The following is a 16,798-nucleotide window of genomic DNA, read 5'->3' as shown; positions in this document are numbered from 1 at the left end:
TACGTTCCAGCGTCTATTACAAATTTCATTCCCGGAGTACCAATGAGTTAAGGCCGGCATCGTTGAAACGACACCGGCTTTTGATAAGCCTATTTTTTATCCACAACCAAATTGACGACAGACATTGGCGGCAATGCGATCTTTACGCCATTGCCGGTGCTGGCAGCATATGCCTTCAAAGTAGTGTAAGCAGCAGGACCGCCTGCAATACCTGAAGGGCCTGCGCCATTTATAAATACCTTGCGGGAGAAGCCGGTGCTGCCTTCTCCGCCGTTTAATACATACCAGTAAAAACGGGCGCCGGGATTGAAATTCTTAAAGCTAAGCGCTACGTTCTGCGTCATCGCCCCCCGGTTCACCAGCGTGACAGACACTTCTCCGGAACTAAAGGTGGATGCGTATGCATTGATGTTGGCACTGCTGTCAGACACCGTTGCATTGATGCACCTGTCGCCCAGGAATTTTTGCAGGAAATACTGGTAATAGAAGGCCGGTCTGGGCGACCATTGTGTTTCGCCGGAAGCAGATTCTCCCTGGCTGAAAAGCCCCATGTCGTTACCATTTTCCCAGGCATTGGCAAGGTCCCAGCGACTGGCCATGCCGAACTTGTTTTTCATCAGTTCTCCCCACACCATTACCGCGTGCATGCCTGCCACCTGCGATACCATTTGTTGCGAGCCTACTGCGAAGATGTTCCATTCAGTCAGCGCTATTGGTTTCATAGCAGCGCCATTGCCCGAAATGGAAGACGACAGATAATCGTATATCGCCTTCGTAACAGTGCCTGCAGAGGCAAGTACTTCCTGCGGATTTGAATTGGTATTGTAGGGTGTAAAATAGCTGTGCACGATAAAGTAATCTGCCGCGGCCCCTGCCTGTTGCAGCACACCGCTGTTCCACTGTTTATCTACATCATTGGCCCAGAACGCGGGTTCATGTTCCAGCAACTGTGCGCCTATATAGATCGTTTTACCTTTTTCAGCAGCTGCTTTACGCATCGAGTCTGCAAATACTTTATAATGGCGGCCGTACAATTGTCCGCTGACCAGTGCCGGCTGCCCGTCCTTGTTCTGCGATACATCTATCCTGTAGCCGGTCTGCCAGTTACCATTGCTTTCATTGCCTATTTCCCAGTACTTCGTGCGCCCATTGTCATACCTTACCCAGTCAGCTGCCAGGTGAGCGGCTGCAGCAACAGGATCGGCGCTGGTGCCGTACCGCGCATAGCCGTAATTGACAGTGATGATACCTTCATTGCCCGTCAGCTGTAACATCTTGTAATAGTTGTCGACAGACAGGCTCCAGCTAAGCGTAGTACCGCCATACCAGTACCCCGGGTCGGTCTGATATCCATCCGCATTCAGGACCTTGGCGGGTGCATCAGCTGGGGGATTGCCCGGCTGCCTGTTCCAGAAATAGACACTGCTGATGTTGCCGCCGGGAAACCTGATAATGCCGGGATGCAGGTTAGTCAGATGTTCCATCAGTACAGGCTCTGTTACTATCTGGCTCATGTAGGGATTACTGTTGTTGCCAAATAGTGCGGGAGAGATCTTGGTCAGTACAACGGAAGCGTCTACATTTACTGCGTACGTCGTTGAAGAAGGAGGCGTTGCTTCGGTGTAAGCGGGCGCTGTGAAATTCTTTGGCGCCCAACGGTCCTGGAAGAATCCTATACTGGCTGCCACTGAAGGGTCATCGGGCTTTACGACTACGCCGCTTGTATCAGTGCCGTTATTTTCATCGTTGTATTTTTCGGTGCCATTCTTGCTGCATGCTGTTGCTATCAATATTCCCATACACATCGAACAGATAGCTGATATTCTCTTCATCCGCTAAGTTTTATTCATGATACTTTAAGACAGGCCCACGAAATTGCTTCCGCGGACCTGGTCTTTTCCCGGTAACTAACTAACATCTTCTATCTGACCTTGATAATTCTGAAATTGTCGAAAGCAGCATTGTATACATCAACAGGAGCATCTTCTGTGATAAAGCGATAACCGAATGCTACAACACCGCCGGGTTTCAGCAGATCTCCCATGGTCACAGCACCTGCACCTGTTCCTTCCTTACCATCGGCTGCTGCCTTAAAGGCACTTAAATTGATCGTAACGGTTACCCATTTATCGTCTGTATCAAATTTGCTGTTGGCTGCGCCTGACCAGGGCATGAAGCGGTAAGCGTAGTTATCGCCGAAGCGGATCAGGTTAATGCCGGCAGTCCACGGTTCCTTCGTGTTGATCTCAAACTTCAGGGCGTAGTTGGAAGCCTGTTGTGTCATGATGTCTGCAGTGAACATGGTGTTGATATCGGAGAAATTGCCGGAACGGTTGCCGTTCCACCATGCCCCGTCGTTTGCGCCTACACCACCGAAGATGTTCTGGAGGTAGCTTCCCCTTGTACCGGGGAAGAGTGTTGCATCGTTTGTTCTGTTAGCGCCCCACCATCCCCAGTTGAACACAGGCGTTTCTCCTGTTTCACCGGAATTGGTCAGGTTGCTGATTACATCACCGCTTTCGTGGTCGTTTAAAGGTCCGTCAGACATAGTGCTGCCATATTTTGCATGGATCACCAGTCTGCCGGTATCTGTGCCCAGGTCTGGCATGATCAGCCCAACCCTGGTGCCTGCTTCGTTGGCCGCAAATGCAGTAACCTCTCTGCCGCCGGGGAAAACGATCTTGTCAATGAGCCAGAGACTGGACCCATAAATGATCAGGGAATCGCCGGCAAGTGCATTTTCGTTCGAGATAGCTGCAATGGATGGCGGTGGTATGTCTACAACAAAAGAGTAGGCGGTTTCACCATGTGTGGTCACAATACGGATCGTATTGGGAACATGCGGATCTGTTGCTTCTGTCGGTGCATTGTCGGGTATAGTGATGATCAGGCGTGTATCGGTGTTGTATGTCGGATTAAAGTATGCACTCTTCCCGTTGAAATCTACCTGCGTGATGCCGCCCAGGTTCTGACCTGTGATCAGTATCAGCGTACCCGGTAAAGCCCTTACAAAGGCGCTGTCCTGTTTGGTGGAATCCAGCAGGGTAACGCTGCTGACAATAGGCACACCTGAATGGCTCTCATCTTTTGAACAGGATACGAACAGGGAAAGCGCCACCGGCAGGATAAAGAAAAGTACCCATTTCATATTTCTGATAGTGGCTGATATATAGTGAGTCATAACGTATTCTTTTTTAATTAAAACTTGTATGGCACCGGTGGTTTTCTCAGGTTTGGCGCTGCTGTCATTTCCGCGGCAGGGTAGGGCAACTGGAAGTTGCTTTCTGTTACGGGGTAGAATGCAGGCGTATCTGATGTAATGGTCCAGGAAGTAGCATTGGTAGCTGCATTGGCAACGATCCTGTATGTGCCCCTGTTCTGGTTGTTCAGCAGGGCGATCGCTTTTGAAGGATTATAATAATGCAGTCTTACGATATCATACCATGCCTGTCCTTCCATGGCCAGTTCCAGTCTTCTTTCCACATAGATATCATCCCAGGTGATGCTGGTCTTTGCTGGTACACCGGCCCTGGTACGTACTGCATTGAAATACTGCAGCGCTTTGGCGTCGCTGGTAGATGGTGAATTACCCAGTACTGCTTCTGCATATACCAGGTATACATCTGCCAGGCGAAGCATATAGGTGTTCATCTCGGTATGCTGTTGTGTTACTTTGCCATCATTGTCTTCAGGACGTCCTACCACATACTTCTTCACCCAGGCCCTGGTATTGTATCTTTCCGTGCCCACAAAATTCCATGGCACCTGCAGTTCCTGTATGATCTTTTTACCAGGATTGTTAGGATCGTCTACTGACTGATGAATGTAGGAGTAATGATCGCCGGGGAACATAAATGTACCTTTACGGCGTTTGTCGTCAATCCTGTACAACTGCAGCTGGTCCAGCGATGCACCCAGGTCGCCGCCCCATCCGTCTCCGAAACCTGTTATTTCAGAACCGAAAGCGAGGAAGGCCTGTACACTGTTCTGCGTACCCCAGTCGCCATCATATTTCCATTGTAATGCGAACAGGCTTTCAGAATTGTTGTTGTTCTTCATCATGAACAGGTCTTCATAATTGCTCATTAAAGCAGCGCCACTGTTCACGATCACATCATTGGCGTACCATGCTGCACTGTCCAGGTCTGACTGATTGCGGGAACCGGATATACCGGCACGTGTGAGGAATGCCTTCGCCAGCATGCCTTCTGCTGCCCATTTGGTGAGACGGCCTTTCTGAAGTGGTGCAGCAGGCAGACTTTGCGCAGCAAAACGCATGTCGCGGATGATGAACTCCCATACAGATTCTATGGTGTTCCGCGTGATGGAAGTATCGGTGAGCAGTACGTTATTGTCCACGATGATGGGAACAGGTCCCCAGTTCTGTACCAGGTAGGAATAGGCCAGTCCTCTCATGAAACGTCCTTCTGCAATACCTGCCTGTTTAACATTTTCAGGTACGCTGGAAGCAGTGTATTTGGTGAGGTTGTTGATCACCATATTAGACTGGGCAACAACATTAAAGAAAGCCGTCCAGGAGCTGTATACTTCAGGCGTTACGTCTGTTGTCTGCATCCTGATATTATCCACCTGGTAAGACCCCGACATGAGAACTCCGGCCCTGCCGTCTCCGATACCATGAGATGCCTTGTCATTGTAGGCAAACCATACGATGTTGTACAATGGCGCAGTACCAGCCAGCACCTGGTCGGACGATTTATAGAAGTTTACGTCAACGATCGCATCTTCCGGTGGCCTGTTCAGGAAATCCTTACTACAGGCTGACAGCGCAACCAGGCATATAAACGTGATGAGGTATTTATTATAGTTTCTCTTTTTCATGGTGATTGTTTAAAGGCTCATTAAAAATCAACAGCTACACTTGCAGAATATAACCTGGTTAACGGATAGCGGCCGGCGTCCACACCGATCAGCTGACTGTTTAACTGTACTTCTTTTCCAAGATAGGCGCCCACTTCAGGATCGTATCCTTTATACTTTGTGAAAGTGGCCAGGTTCTGTACGCCTGCAGATAAGCGGACGCTTCTTACTACAGACTGATGCCTGATGAGTGAGGATGGAATGGTATACCCCAGTTGCACATTTTTGATCCTGATATATGAGCCGTCTTCTACGAAGAGGTTAGTGAAACGGTTGCCGTTACCATTTACATCGTTACCTACAATTCTCGGCACCTTTGTACCGGGATTCAGTAATACTGTTTTGCCGCCTTCGTCGGAGATGCGTGCATAGCCGAATGATTCCTGCAGCAGGTTGCGGCCCAGGTTGATGTTGTTTGGATTGGTAGTTTCAAAACGCAGGTAGTTGAAAATGTCATTGCCCTGTACGCCGGTCACCAGTATGCTGAGATCAAATCCTTTATAGGAGAAAGTATTGGTAAAACCGAATGTCAGCTTGGGCCATGGATTACCGATATAGGTCTGGTCGCGCGAGTCGATGATCTTGTCCCCGTTAAGGTCTTTGTATTTCACATCTCCAACCCACACACCACCATCTTTTGATACCGGTAAGCGGGTACCATCCGATTGTGCAGGAATGGCGCTGTTGTTGATCTCATCTACAGACTGGAACAATCCATCGGAAATGTAACCGTAGAACTGCCATGGCGCGATGCCTATTGCAGAGCGTGAGGTGAAGTTATTCATGTACCAGGCAGAGCGGGACAGGAAGGCTGCATCTGAATAGAACTTGGTGATCTTGGTTTTGAAGGAGGAGATGTTGAAGTTTGATCTCCAGGAGAAACCGCTGCGATTATCGATATTCACCGTATTCAGCGTAATACCGAAACCTTTGTTCTGCATGGCGCCGATATTCACTACAGGAGGATTGATAGCGCCTTCGCCCTGTGTACCCATATAGGCAGGGAGCGGGTTAGGCATCAGCAGGTTGTTTGTTTTCTTGATATAGTAGTCGCCTTCCAGCTGTATCCTGTCTTTCAGTACGCTCAGGTTAAAGCCGATGTTCTTTGTTTCGGTCGATTCCCATTTAAGGCCTGCGTTACCATATTGCCCGGTGCGGAAGCCTGCGCCCCATGGCGTGGTTACGGCAGTCAGGGAAGAGTATTGTGCGCCGCCGCTGCCATTGTTACCGGTAGTACCAATTTCAGCGCGGATCTTCAGTTCATTGATAAATGGCAGCTCTTTCATGAAGTTTTCGCCGCTCAGTCGCCAGGCAACAGACACGGAAGGGAAATAACCCCACCTGTTGTCTACACCGAAGTTGGAGGAACCATCTGCCCTTCCCGCCAGTTGCAGGATGTATTTATTATCGTAGGTGTAGTTGATACGACCGAGGTAAGACTCTAACGCACCTGAACTCTTATAGCTGCCGGTGGTTTGTCCTAAGGCGTCGCCCAGGTTCAGGGAAGGAATATCATTGCTGGCAAAACCGACACGTTGTGCAGAGAAGCCCTGGTTGTTCCAGGCCTGTGCTTCGTGGCTCACCATCACGCTGAAACTGTGTTTGCCCAGGTCCCTGTTGTATTGCAACAGTTCGTTGAGGTTCCAGTAGAAATTCCTGTTGTTGCTGATGGCCAGCGAAGCTTTCTCATTGACATTGTACCCTAAGCGGTAGGTAGGCGTGAATTTGCTGCCATCGGCATATTCAAAGTTGCCATTGAAGCTGGTGCGGAAGGTCAGTCCCTTGATGATATTTATTTCTGCACTGGCTCCTCCCAATCCGCCGGTACGTTTATAATCATTGCGTACCAGGTTGGCGATCGCTACAGGATTGAGCGGTGCATATTTTGCGTTGCCGCCATATTCGTTTTCCGTAGCGCCACCCCAGCTGCCATCCGGGTTTTTCACAGGAATATTGGGCGCCAGGTTGATGGCGTTCCTAACCACGTCCTCACTGGTGGCAGACAGTTTTTCTTTTGTCTGGTAGAAGTTCAGTGAGGTGCTCAATTTCAGCCATGTAAATGCCTGGTTGTCCAGGTTGAGGCGGAAGGAGTAGCGGTTGAAATTGGAGCCGACGGCCACACCATCCTGTTTGAAGTATTCACCCGACATGTAATAAGTGGTCTTGTCGGAGCCTCCGCTCAGGTTCACCTGGTGTTTCTGCAGGGGGGCTGTTTTAAAGAGTGCGTTCTGCCAGTTGGTGCCTTGTCCTAATACGCCGGGATTCTGGAACTCAGGCGTAGGGGTGCGGTTCAGCAGCCGCGCAATTTCATTGTTCATTTCAGCAAACTGCGAGAGGCTCATGGTGGTGATGTCGTCGGGTTTGTCCTGAAGGGTATAGAGATAATTGTAGGACAGCTTCACCTGGCCGGACTTTCCTCTTTTGGTAGTGATCAGCACCACTCCATTGGTAGCACGGGAGCCATATATCGCGGTGGCGGAAGGTCCCTGCAGGATGTCGTACGATGCAATGTCTGCCGGATTGATACCCGCCAGTGCATTCACAGAGCTGGTATTGCCATAAGACACGGTAGACGGCTGGATCTGTACCCCATCCACTACGTATAAAGGCTCATTGGTGCCGCTGAGGGTATTCACCCCCCGGATATTTACGGAGATCCCTCCACCCGGTTGCCCGGAGTTCTGGGTTACGTATACACCGGCTGCACGGCCCTGGATGGCCTGGTCGATGGTCGTATTGATGGTACGGTCTGCGTCAGCAGCGCTGATAGATACCTGGGCGCTGCTCTGGTCCCTTTTCTTCATGGTACCATAACCTACCACGACTACGTCGTTCAGCTTGCGGTAGTCGTCTTCCAATGAGACGCTGACAGTGCCGGAATTGCCTGTCTTGACGTCCCGGGGCATAAAACCCATAGAGGCAATACTGATTACCTGGCCGGGAGCTGCCTGAATAGTAAAATGTCCTTTGTCATCAGTTGTGGTTCCTTTTTTTGTCCCCTTAATAATAATGGAGGCGCCCGGAACGGGGTTGCCTGTTTGTCTGGAGGTGACTGTTCCGGAAACAGTCCGTTCACCGCCGGATTGCTGCTGTGCCCGGGCTGGCATACTTAAAGCCCAAAAGAAGATCATGGCCCATACCATCAGGTATGATCTTCCAGTCATACTGGCTCGTTTCATAGCGTGGATATTAAATGTTTAAATGAATGCGCGATCTTTTGATTTTGGTTTGTCAAATAACGGCATGATGTCCCTCATAACGATAGGATAAAAGTATCGTTATGAGGGGAAAGCGAGGGTTGTACAATGTTTATTAAATTGGATAAAATGTTGCAGCAGGGGTATCAAATGTTACATGGATGGGTATAGCTCTTTGCAGGGGCCTATTTTCTCATGCAGGCAACGTAGGCGGAGGGCAGCATGTTGTAGGCCATTTTAAAGTATTTGGTGAAGTATTTAGGATTGTTAAACCCGACCTCATAGGCGACCTCTGTCACGTTCATTTCAGTTTTTGACAGCAACTGGGCCGCTTTTTTGAGGCGTACGGTGCGGATGAACTCCACCGGCGTTTGTCCCGTGAGGGAGAAAATACGCCGGTAAACAGATACCCGGTTCATACAAAGTTCCCGGCTGAGTTCTTCTACCGAGAAACCGGCGTTGGAGAGGTTCTTTTCCACAATCGCCAGTACTTTCTCCAGGAATTTCTCGTTAGGGGAGGGAACATGCTCTTCGTCCGCTGTTTCGGGGGCGCCGATAACATGTTTCACGAGGGTCTGTCTTGCCAGGAGGTTACGGATCCTGGACAGCATGATCTCGAAGTTGAAAGGTTTCACCATATAATCTGCCGCGCCGGTTTCCAGTCCTTTCAGCTGTTCTTCTTCGCCTGCCATGGCGGTGAGCAGTATTACCGGGATGTGGCGGGTGCGGTTGTCGTGTTTGATCTTTCCGCACAGTTCAACACCGTCCATAACGGGCATATTGATATCGCTCACCACCAGGTCCGGATGCCCGGACAGGGTCTTTTGCCATCCTGCGCCGCCATCGGCTGCCTCAATGATATTGAAATAGGCCTTCAGGTTCTCTTTCAGGTAGAAACGGAAGTCGTCATTGTCTTCTATGAGGAGGATGGTCTGTTTCCCGGTTGCCGTCTCATGCAGGTCGGCAGTGGCAGGGAGGAGCCCATCTTCAGGTGTGGATATGGGGACCGCTGATGCGACGAGAACAGGTTCTACTTGCGGGGCCTGTTCGCGGGATAGCTCAAAGGGCAGTTTCACAATAAAGCAGCTCCCCTTGTTCACCTCACTTTCTACAGTAATGGTGCCGTTACTGAGTTTGACGAATTCCTTCGTAATGGCCAGTCCGATACCGCTGCCCCGGTTTACAAAGCCGCCTGGCATATCGCTCTGGAAGAACTGTTCGAAGACCTTTTCATGTCGCTCCGGCGGAATGCCGATCCCTGTGTCTTTAACCCGTATTTCCGTCCAGGTTGTATCGCCGGTGGCACTTGTAGTCATTTCAACAGTTACCGTGCCTCCCTGGGGCGTAAATTTGAAAGCATTGGACAGGAGGTTGAACAGGATCCGTTCTATCTTATCGTGGTCGAAACTGGTATACAGCTGGCTGCAACTGCTCTGGTAGGAGAAGTTGATCCGTTTCCGCTCTGCCAGGTCTGTGAAAGAGCAGGCAACGTCCTTTATAAAACCGGCAATATCCCCTCTTACAGGGTCGAGTTTCAGCTCGTGCATCTCCATCCTCCGGAAGTCCATCAGCTGGTTGACGAGGTTCAGTAAGCGTTTGGCGTTGCGGTAAATGAGCTGGAACTTGTTCCTGTCGTCCTGTTCCTTTGTCTGACTGATGATCTCTTCCATAGGCGCCAATATCAGCGACACGGGAGTACGGAACTCGTGGCTGACATTTGTGAACAGCTTGATCTTCATCATATCCAGCTCGTGCATGCGCTGCGCTTCCTTTCTTTCCTGTTCAAGCACGAAGCGGGTATGGGCCCGCCTGATCACCCTTCTTCTCAGCAGCAGCAATATGGATACCACCAGTACCAGGTAGAGGACGTAGGCCAGGGGCGTTTTCCAGAAGGGTGGCTTGATGCGGATCTTCAGGGAAATACCTTCCTCGTTCCAGTAGCCGTCTTCATTGGCGGCTTTCAGTAAGAGGGTATAAGTACCGGGATTGATATTGGTGTAAGTGATACGTCTTGTCTTACCGTCGGTGGTCAGCCATTCGTTGTTGAAATTCTCCAGCTTGTAGGCATACTGGTTTTTGTCGGTATTGATGAAGTTTAAGGCTGCAAAATCAATAGAGAAATCATTCTCATTGTATTTCAGCACGATCTCTTTGGTCTCTGACAGGGATGCCGGCAGGATAACGCGGCGGCCCACCTTTTCATTGACCTCTACCGTCTTGTTGGACAGCTGCAGACCTGTTAATACAATGGCGGGCTTATTGGTATTTTGTGGCAGGGATGCAGGATTGAAGAGGTTGAACCCATCGGCGCCACCAAATATCAGTTCGCCTGAACGGAGCTTACAGGCGGCATTGACGTTGAAGGCTTTTCCCTGCAGGCCGTCTTTATCATCATAATTCCGGCAGCTGATGCTGAGCTGTCCGTCAGGACCTTCCTTTACCGCCACCCTGCTCAATCCGTTAGAGGTACTGACCCAGAGATAGCCCTCATTGTCTTCCAGTATGCTGATGATATTATTGTCGGGCAGCCCGTCTTTTACCGTAAACGACTTAAATGTCTGTGTGGCTTCGTCGAATACATTGAGGCCGGAACGCGTACCTGCCCACATGTGCCCATTCCGGTCGTAGAGCAGGGAGAACACATTATCATTGCTTAGCTGGTGGGTGGTGGTGAGATAATGTACAAAGATGCCTTTGGAATTGTCCAGTACATCAATGCCATAAGCGGTGGCTATCCAGAGATTCCCTTTTTTATCTTCCGCAAAGGCGGTGATGAAGTTGGAATGAACGGAAGCAGGTTGATTCACATTATTATGGTAGAAAATGCTGTTGCCGTGATCAAACCTGTCTAATCCGCCGCCGAGGGTACCTGCCCAGAAATTGTTACGCTTATCCCTGTATATTTTCCAGACGGTCTTGTTGCCAAGACTGTTGGGATTCTTTTCATTGTGCTGATAATGGGTGATCCGGCCTTTGTTGTAATAGTCCATTCCCCCGAAATAGTACCCGATCCACAGGTTGTCATGTTCATCCACGTAAAGGCTGACGATAACGTCTTTACTGATACTGTTGTCATCCGCAGGATTGTGTTGATGCCGGGTATATGTACCGGTGCTGCGATCGTAGTAAATAAGGCCGCCTCCATTGGTACCGATCCAGATATTTCCTTTTTTGTCTTCGGCAAAGCAGTTCACATCATTGTAGCTGAGGCTCTGTTTATCGCTCATGTTATGTTTATAGAGCGGGAATTTCAGCATGTTCTCTGTAAAATAACTGATACCTCTTTTATAGGTGCCACACCATACGATGCCGAAATTATCTTTGTAGAGTGCATAAATGGCATTTTCAGCAACGCTTTTAGGGTCTTCTTCCTTGTTCAGCAGGAAGCGGGAAGAGAAGTCGCTTTTATTCACCAGATTGACGCCTCCATGATCCGTGCCTATCCAGATGAGGTTTTTATCGTCCTGCACAATGCTGTTAACGATGTCGTTATTTAAAGCGCCGTTCCTGCTTGACAATTGCCTGACCGTTCCTTTCCGCGGATCGAGGTAGATGACGCCAAAGTCATTTTCCGGCATATAGATCCACATATCATCCTGTGCATCTATAAAGAAGCGCAGCGCAGCAGGTTGTTTTTCTATCAGGGGGATAATACGGTCGTTGCGGTAAACGATCCTGTTATTGCTGACATCCAGTTTTTCCACCCTGCCATTGGTATAGAGGATGGCCAGCCTGTTTTGTGCATCTTTCTTCAGGTCAGTGATGGTAATATTGCCCGAACCTGGAATGAGGATCTTGGTGGCATGCCCGGTACTGTCTATTTTGTACAAACCGCCTCCTGTATAGGAGACCCACCAGGTATTGCCTGTTTGTGCAACACTGTTGACATACAAGCCCGGCAGTCCTTTCCGCGACAACCATTTGGCCGCATCCGAGAATTGTTCCCTGACCGGGTCGTAGATATTGTCGCCGTTGCGGGTTTTGATATACAGGCGGTTATCCGGCGCGGGATAAATGCCCGTGATATAGTCATCGCTCAGGGAATTGGCGTCCCCTACGTTATGTCTGAATATCTTAAAGGAATAACCGTCATAACGGTTCAATCCGCTCATTGTTCCAAACCACAAAAAGCCTTTAGCGTCTTTGTAGATGTAATTGACCTGGTTGTGGGATAGGCCATTGTTCACATTCAAAGAAGAGAACTGGTAAGTAGGCTGTTGTGGATAGGCATAGCTCACCAGCAATAACAGTGGAATCAGTAGTAGTTTCATCAACATGGAATAGGCATCTGTACTCAATATAAATATAGCATTTTAAACTTACATATGGGCCGCTCTTAGTATGGTGAAGGATTTCTTTTTATAGGTATTATGATTATTTTTACTGCAAAGGCCGGAATACTCATTATTATTCATATACCTTTCAGAAAGCAATAGTTTAATTCTCAACATGACAAAAATGTCAAAATCACAATTAATCATCCCTGTACTTTTAGCGATTTTCTCTTTCAAATGTACCCCGAACACTCCTGATCAGGCGGTTGATGTGTATGCGAATGGTTTTCCGCCAATAAAAATGCTGGAGCCATCTTCGCAGACACAGTTTGTGCCGGTACTGGAGGCGCAGGCAGAAAAGGGGAAGAATATAATTTATGCGGTCAGTTTGGCTCTGGCGTGGGAGGAGTTAAAAAATCAAATAGGCAAACCTGAAAATTTGGAATCTGATGAACTGAAGCTGATGGAACAATCAGGAAGTTATAAAGGTGCGTTGGAGGTGGGTGAATATGTAAAGGATATTAAAGTGACAGAACAAAAGATAAGTGTACGTACCGCATTTGGGAAATCACTAAGCTTCCGCTATCCGATGGATAGTATAACATATAGTTTCGCATTTAATGGAGAGTCTGTAAGAGCGTTTGGGATGCCGTATTATTCAGAAACTATTGCATCCGAAATAGGAATTTTATACTATAAGAGTGATGATGAATTTATCATCAGTATATCCCTTGAACAGGAGGGCAATGAAATGATCTTAGCGAAGGGTTTCTCTCAGGATACTCGTTTAAGTACCACGCTGGAAAACATTTATGCTGCAATTGAGGCCGGAAGAAAGAGCGATACTGCTGCGACAGCTGCATGGAAATATGCTTTGAATGAATCTGACGAAGTGGTTATTCCCATAGTCAGTTTTAATCTGGGCAATAATTTCAGTGGAATCGAAAACACACACTTTTCAGTCGGGGATGAAGAACATAAAATTGTAAAAGCATATCAGCGAACCGCGCTGGTATTGAATCAATTCGGAGCTAAAATAGAAAGCGAAGCCGAAATGGTTGATTCTGCTGCTGCAATAGTAGACATGCCCGAAGCGCCAAAGCCAACTGTTAAACATTTGCTCTTTGATAAGCCTTTTGTAATGATATTAAAGAAAGATAAAGTGCGAAACCCTTATTTCATGATGAAGGTCGAAAACACGGCGTTGATGGCAAAAGTCTCCGCTTCTCCTGACAACGACAATAAATAAAAAATTCAATACATGAAGATTCTTCCGGTTATTTGTGCAGTGCTGGCCTTTACCGCCTGCAAACAACATAAGGCATCAAATCCTGTTGTTATCGAGCTGACTTACCAGCAATCAGATATACAGAACCAGTTTGATACCCTGTATAATTACCAGCAGGCCGATTCCGGAGTATACAATGGGCTGATAGAACAGGCGCTTGCCACCTGTCATGACAGCACAGGCGGGAGAGACACTATTACCCAGGATGTATTTTCCAGCATGTACTACAACCTGCGCAGCAAACGCTATGATTGCACTACTACCACGGTGTTTCAGTTGCCGGACGGCAGTATTTCAGCGATTGGCTCATTTAACCTGATGCCGGGAGATACCATTGCCCCGGATCATGATTTCCCTATTACGGGTGGCGCAGGCGCTTATCATCATATTGCGGGGACTTACACGCGTAAATACCGGGATGGGGTGTATCATGTAACATTGAGGTATTATAAGACAGAAGAGTAAGGTTCGGACAGGGTGATATACATTCAAAAGTCTGGCTCCATTGTTTGTTACCAAAAAAATCCTATCTTAGAACAACCACGTTGACTCCGCTTAAAAAGCAGGTGCAGAATTCCCACTTTTATATAACCTGTTTTTATCACTCCCTTAATCAATTATTGTAAAAAAAAATCCAAATGAAACAGCTAATCAAGCCATTTTTATGCCTGCCCGGCAACCTGAAAGCCTGCCTGTTGTTTTCCATCCTGTGCCTGTCCGGACATCTCCATGCAGCCACTATTAATGTGTCGTCCTTATCGGCCCTGCAAACGGCCATTAACAATGCGGCGCCGGGCGATGTGATCGTCCTGGCCAATGGCACCTATTCCGCCAGTACTGATATTACCATCAGTAAACAGGGGACTGCTACACAGCCTATTACGATTGCTGCCCAGTCCATAGGTGGTGCGGTGATCAGTGGTACTGCCGGTTTTAATATTGTCAGCCCTGCCAGGTACATCGTTATCCGAGGATTTAAATTCACTTTCAATGCCTCCCAGGCTACGATGGCCAGCGGGACCAGTTTCTGCCGCTGGACGCAGAATGTGTTTGAAACACCCGGGGAAGGGGAGAACCTGCTGATCAACGGCAATGATCATGAAGTAGACTACAATACATTCCAGCACAAGAATGCATTGGGCCGGTTTATAGCTATGCGTGGTTCTGGTAGCCAGATATGTCAGCGCATACATATCCACCACAACTATTTCCTTGATCATAACCCACAAACAGGTAACGGGGCAGAATCAGTACAGGTGGGCCTTAGCGGTTACAGTTTATCTTCCAGCAACAGCATTATAGAACACAACCTGTTTGAGGATTGCGAGGGAGAGAACGAGCTGGTGTCTATCAAAGCATCAGCAGTTACATTCCGCTATAACACGATCCGTAATTGTCCTGCGCACCTCACCTTGCGTCATGGTAATTTCAATGTTATTTATGGCAACTATTTTATCAACACCCCGGGTGTGCGTATTTTCGGAGATGATCATAAGATCTTCAGCAATCATTTCGAAAACTGTAACCCCGCTATCAATGTGGGCAATGGTGATGGAGAAGTGGCCGATGGAGATGCGCTGACGGTACATGACCGTCCGGATCGTGTATTGATCGCTTTTAATACGCTGGTCAACAATCCCGCCAACATCATCCAGGCCGGGCGCACCAATGGCCTGGGAGCAACCGCTATTACTATCGCTAACAATATTGTACAGGGCGGGGGAGCCGCAGCCACCATTGCCGGACCTTATACCGGCGCCGTATGGAGCGGCAATATGCTCTACAATACGAATGGCGACGGCGACATGCCTTCCAGCGGATACACTACTGCCAATCCGCTGCTGGCCAGGGATGCAACCGGCACTTTCCACCTGCAGTCCGGTAGTCCCGCTATTGGCGCTGCTACGGGATCTTATCCATCTGTAACGACAGACATGGACGGACAGCCCCGTACATCTTCACTGGAAATCGGCGCAGATGAAGTATCCGGCGCTCCGGTTATTGCACGGATACTCACTGCAGCAATGGTGGGGCCCAATGCAGCCGGCAATCCCGGCACGTCCTGCCAGCCTGTATCCGCCAGCGCCGATGATGGTAATGTGCCTGCCAATGTACTGGACGGCGATCTGAACACACGCTGGTCTGCCAATGGCGACGGGCAATGGATACAATTCTGCCTGAACAATACAGTGTCTGTTTCCAGTGTACAGATCGCATTTTATAACGGCAATACCCGCACCTCTACCTTCGATATCTTAACAAGCAATGATGGCGCTGCCTGGACCAATGCGTCTACAGGACGGGTCAGCAGCGGTACCTCCCTTAACCTGGAGACCTTCACCTTCACTGCCCGGCAGGCGAAATATGTACGGATACTGGGGCACGGTAACAGCGTGAATGCCTGGAACAGCTACACAGAAGTGAATATACCCACAGGCAGCGCCAGGCAGGATGTTGCCGCGATAAAGAATAGTGCAGCACCTGAAATGAACTTAAATACTTCTCCTAACCCGTTCTCAGAGCAGGCCACTATTCATTTCACACTGCCGGATGCCGGCAGGACCCGCTTAGCCGTATATGATATGAATGGTAAAGCGATAGCAGTGCTGATCAATGCACAGCTGTCGGCAGGACAATACACCGTGCCCTTTCGGTCAGACAAAGCCCCTGCCGGTATGTACCTGCTGGAGTTACAGCATAATGGAAGATCGTGTACAAAGAAGCTGCAGAAACTGTAGGTAAAGAGAGGATATTCTCCGTCAGATCACTCTAATAGCTTTATGGATGAGAAAAAAGTATAAGTAAATGATAAAATTAGACAAGTGGTATGGAGCCTTTTTTCAATGCCTTTTGTTTAACTTTAAAACAGTGTTCCACAGTAGATAGCTTAGTCTCTCAAGTTATTACGTTATGAAAGTTTGATCGTTCCTGGCCCGGTAGCATTTACTTATCTTCTTCACCAAAATCACCAATTAAATTATGAGCTTAATTATCCTTTAACAGTTTCTTATTTCGATATGTGCAAACGTTTGCATGAATAAGGAATAAATTGTCAACGTTGGTACTCTCATGAAATACATGGGATGGGAATTCTATTCTCTATTTATGCAATCGTTTGCACACTTAACTTATGTTCTAATCACGTCTGGCATTGTCAG

General features: G+C 48.4%; 8 protein-coding genes. 3 read left to right on the top strand and 5 right to left on the bottom strand.

What is annotated here, in order from left to right; all coding sequences use genetic code 11:
* Window positions 1-89 precede the first annotated feature (89 nt).
* The 5 genes from MYF79_RS26620 to MYF79_RS26600 all read right to left on the bottom strand — a co-directional run bounded on the left by MYF79_RS26620 (window position 90) and on the right by MYF79_RS26600 (window position 12,349).
* Window positions 90-1,832, bottom strand: coding sequence for an alpha-L-arabinofuranosidase (locus MYF79_RS26620; protein WP_247810929.1), 1,743 nt, complete (start codon window positions 1,830-1,832; stop codon window positions 90-92).
* Between the two features lie 89 nt (window positions 1,833-1,921).
* Window positions 1,922-3,181 (bottom strand): glycan-binding surface protein, encoded by a 1,260-nt coding sequence (locus MYF79_RS26615; RefSeq protein ID WP_247810928.1) that lies wholly within the window; start codon window positions 3,179-3,181, stop codon window positions 1,922-1,924.
* A gap of 17 nt (window positions 3,182-3,198) precedes the next feature.
* On the bottom strand, window positions 3,199-4,842 hold the full coding sequence (locus MYF79_RS26610; RefSeq protein WP_247810927.1) for a RagB/SusD family nutrient uptake outer membrane protein: 1,644 nt from the start codon (window positions 4,840-4,842) through the stop codon (window positions 3,199-3,201).
* A gap of 20 nt (window positions 4,843-4,862) precedes the next feature.
* Window positions 4,863-8,045 (bottom strand): SusC/RagA family TonB-linked outer membrane protein, encoded by a 3,183-nt coding sequence (locus MYF79_RS26605; RefSeq protein ID WP_247810926.1) that lies wholly within the window; start codon window positions 8,043-8,045, stop codon window positions 4,863-4,865.
* A 218-nt stretch (window positions 8,046-8,263) separates the two neighbouring features.
* Window positions 8,264-12,349, bottom strand: a complete 4,086-nt coding sequence (locus tag MYF79_RS26600; RefSeq protein WP_247810925.1) for a hybrid sensor histidine kinase/response regulator transcription factor — start codon at window positions 12,347-12,349, stop codon at window positions 8,264-8,266.
* 187 nt (window positions 12,350-12,536) lie between these two features.
* Between MYF79_RS26600 and MYF79_RS26595 the strand changes: the two genes are divergently transcribed.
* From MYF79_RS26595 to MYF79_RS26585, 3 genes are all read left to right on the top strand, one after another.
* Complete coding sequence (locus MYF79_RS26595) at window positions 12,537-13,601, top strand: serpin family protein (RefSeq protein WP_247810924.1); 1,065 nt, start codon at window positions 12,537-12,539, stop codon at window positions 13,599-13,601.
* Between the two features lie 12 nt (window positions 13,602-13,613).
* Window positions 13,614-14,105: a hypothetical protein gene (locus MYF79_RS26590; protein ID WP_247810923.1), complete on the top strand. Its 492-nt coding sequence runs from the start codon at window positions 13,614-13,616 to the stop codon at window positions 14,103-14,105.
* Window positions 14,106-14,278: 173 nt separating this feature from the next.
* Window positions 14,279-16,378 (top strand): chondroitinase-B domain-containing protein, encoded by a 2,100-nt coding sequence (locus MYF79_RS26585; protein WP_247810922.1) that lies wholly within the window; start codon window positions 14,279-14,281, stop codon window positions 16,376-16,378.
* Window positions 16,379-16,798 lie beyond the last annotated feature (420 nt).

It is taken from the genome of Chitinophaga filiformis, from assembly GCF_023100805.1.
GTDB classification, from domain to species: domain Bacteria; phylum Bacteroidota; class Bacteroidia; order Chitinophagales; family Chitinophagaceae; genus Chitinophaga; species Chitinophaga filiformis_B.
This window is presented reverse-complemented; position numbering and strand designations above follow the sequence as displayed.

Coding starts and splice junctions, on each gene's coding strand:
- MYF79_RS26620 (WP_247810929.1), bottom strand. CDS start 1,832: ATGAAGAGAATATCAGCTATCTGTTCGATGTGTATGGGAATATTGATA.
- MYF79_RS26615 (WP_247810928.1), bottom strand. CDS start 3,181: ATGACTCACTATATATCAGCCACTATCAGAAATATGAAATGGGTACTT.
- MYF79_RS26610 (WP_247810927.1), bottom strand. CDS start 4,842: ATGAAAAAGAGAAACTATAATAAATACCTCATCACGTTTATATGCCTG.
- MYF79_RS26605 (WP_247810926.1), bottom strand. CDS start 8,045: ATGACTGGAAGATCATACCTGATGGTATGGGCCATGATCTTCTTTTGG.
- MYF79_RS26600 (WP_247810925.1), bottom strand. CDS start 12,349: ATGAAACTACTACTGATTCCACTGTTATTGCTGGTGAGCTATGCCTAT.
- MYF79_RS26595 (WP_247810924.1), top strand. CDS start 12,537: ATGTCAAAATCACAATTAATCATCCCTGTACTTTTAGCGATTTTCTCT.
- MYF79_RS26590 (WP_247810923.1), top strand. CDS start 13,614: ATGAAGATTCTTCCGGTTATTTGTGCAGTGCTGGCCTTTACCGCCTGC.
- MYF79_RS26585 (WP_247810922.1), top strand. CDS start 14,279: ATGAAACAGCTAATCAAGCCATTTTTATGCCTGCCCGGCAACCTGAAA.